The 1,845-nt window shown below is 46.9% G+C and carries 1 pseudogene; it reads left to right on the top strand.

What is annotated here, in order from left to right:
- A pseudogene (locus ACTHUE_RS17475) lies at positions 1–1,613 on the top strand (DNA-directed RNA polymerase subunit beta); the annotation flags it as partial.
- Between the last annotated feature and the right edge of the window lie 232 nt (positions 1,614–1,845).

Genomic DNA, 1,845 nt, shown 5'->3' with positions numbered 1-1,845 from the left:
CTTCGATTCACATTGAAGAGCTGAACGTTGTCGCACGTGACACTAAACTGGGTGCGGAAGACATTACCCGCGATATTCCGAACTTGTCTGAGCGTATGCAAAACCGTTTGGATGAATCCGGTATCGTGTATATCGGTGCAGAAGTAGAAGCAGGTGACGTCTTGGTAGGTAAAGTAACACCTAAAGGCGAAACCCAACTGACTCCTGAAGAAAAACTGCTGCGTGCCATCTTCGGTGAAAAAGCATCTGATGTAAAAGATACTTCATTGCGTATGCCTACCGGCATGAGCGGTACCGTTATCGACGTTCAAGTCTTTACTCGTGAAGGTATCCAACGCGACAAACGTGCTCAATCCATTATTGATTCTGAATTGAAACGTTACCGTCAAGATTTGGGCGATCAATTACGTATTTTCGATAATGACGCATTCGACCGTATCGAGCGTATGATTGTTGGTCAAAAAGCCAATGGTGGTCCGATGAAGCTGGCTAAAGGCAGCGAAATTACTACCGAATATTTGGCAAGCCTGTCCAGCAAACATGATTGGTTTGACATCCGTCTGGCTGACGAAGATTTGGCCAAACAGTTGGAACTGATTAAATTGAGCCTGAAACAAAAACGCGAAGAAGCGGATGAGTTGTATGAGATCAAGAAGAAAAAACTGACCCAAGGCGATGAGCTGCAACCAGGCGTACAAAAAATGGTGAAAGTATTTATCGCCATCAAACGCCGTCTGCAAGCCGGTGACAAAATGGCGGGTCGCCACGGTAACAAAGGCGTGGTATCACGCATTCTGCCAGTGGAAGACATGCCTTACATGGCTGACGGCCGTCCGGTAGACATCGTACTGAACCCATTGGGCGTACCTTCCCGTATGAACATCGGTCAGATTTTGGAAGTTCACTTGGGTTGGGCGGCAAAAGGTATCGGCGAACGCATCGACCGAATGCTGAAAGAGCAACGCAAAGCCAGCGAGCTGCGTGAATTCTTGAACAAACTCTACAACGGTAGCGGTAAGAAAGAAGATTTGGACAGCCTGACAGATGAAGAAATCATCGAATTGGCTTCCAACCTGCGTAAAGGTGCATCTTTCGCCTCTCCTGTATTCGATGGTGCGAAAGAGTCTGAAATCCGCGAAATGTTGAACTTGGCTTACCCAAGCGAAGATCCTGAGGTTGAGAAACTGGGCTTCAATGACAGTAAAACTCAAATCACGCTGTATGACGGCCGTTCAGGCGAAGCATTTGACCGCAAGGTTACAGTCGGTGTGATGCACTATCTGAAACTGCACCACTTGGTTGACGAAAAAATGCACGCCCGTTCTACCGGTCCATACAGTCTGGTTACCCAGCAGCCTCTGGGCGGTAAAGCTCAGTTCGGTGGCCAACGTTTCGGTGAGATGGAGGTTTGGGCATTGGAAGCATACGGCGCGGCATACACGCTGCAAGAGATGCTGACTGTGAAGTCTGACGACGTGAACGGCCGTACCAAAATGTACGAAAACATCGTCAAAGGCGAACACAAAATCGATGCCGGTATGCCTGAATCCTTCAACGTATTGGTTAAAGAGATTCGCTCACTGGGCTTGGATATCGATTTGGAACGTTACTAAACAGAAGTTTTCAGACGGCCTTTCAAGGTCGTCTGAAAAAGCGGTTTCAGAATAAGAATGAAGCAATCGGCATTTAGGCCGTCTGAAATCAAAAGTACCGTTTCACAATATCGAAAATCCGCCATGCGGTAAAAATACTTCCTTCAAGGAGCAAAAATGAATTTGTTGAACTTATTTAATCCGTTGCAAACTGCCGGCATGGAAGAAGAGTTTGATGCCATCAAAATCGGTA

It is taken from the genome of Neisseria sp. P0021.S005 (assembly GCF_051956955.1).
Note: the sequence above shows the minus strand (reverse complement) of the source record. Positions and strands in the feature narration are given on the sequence as shown.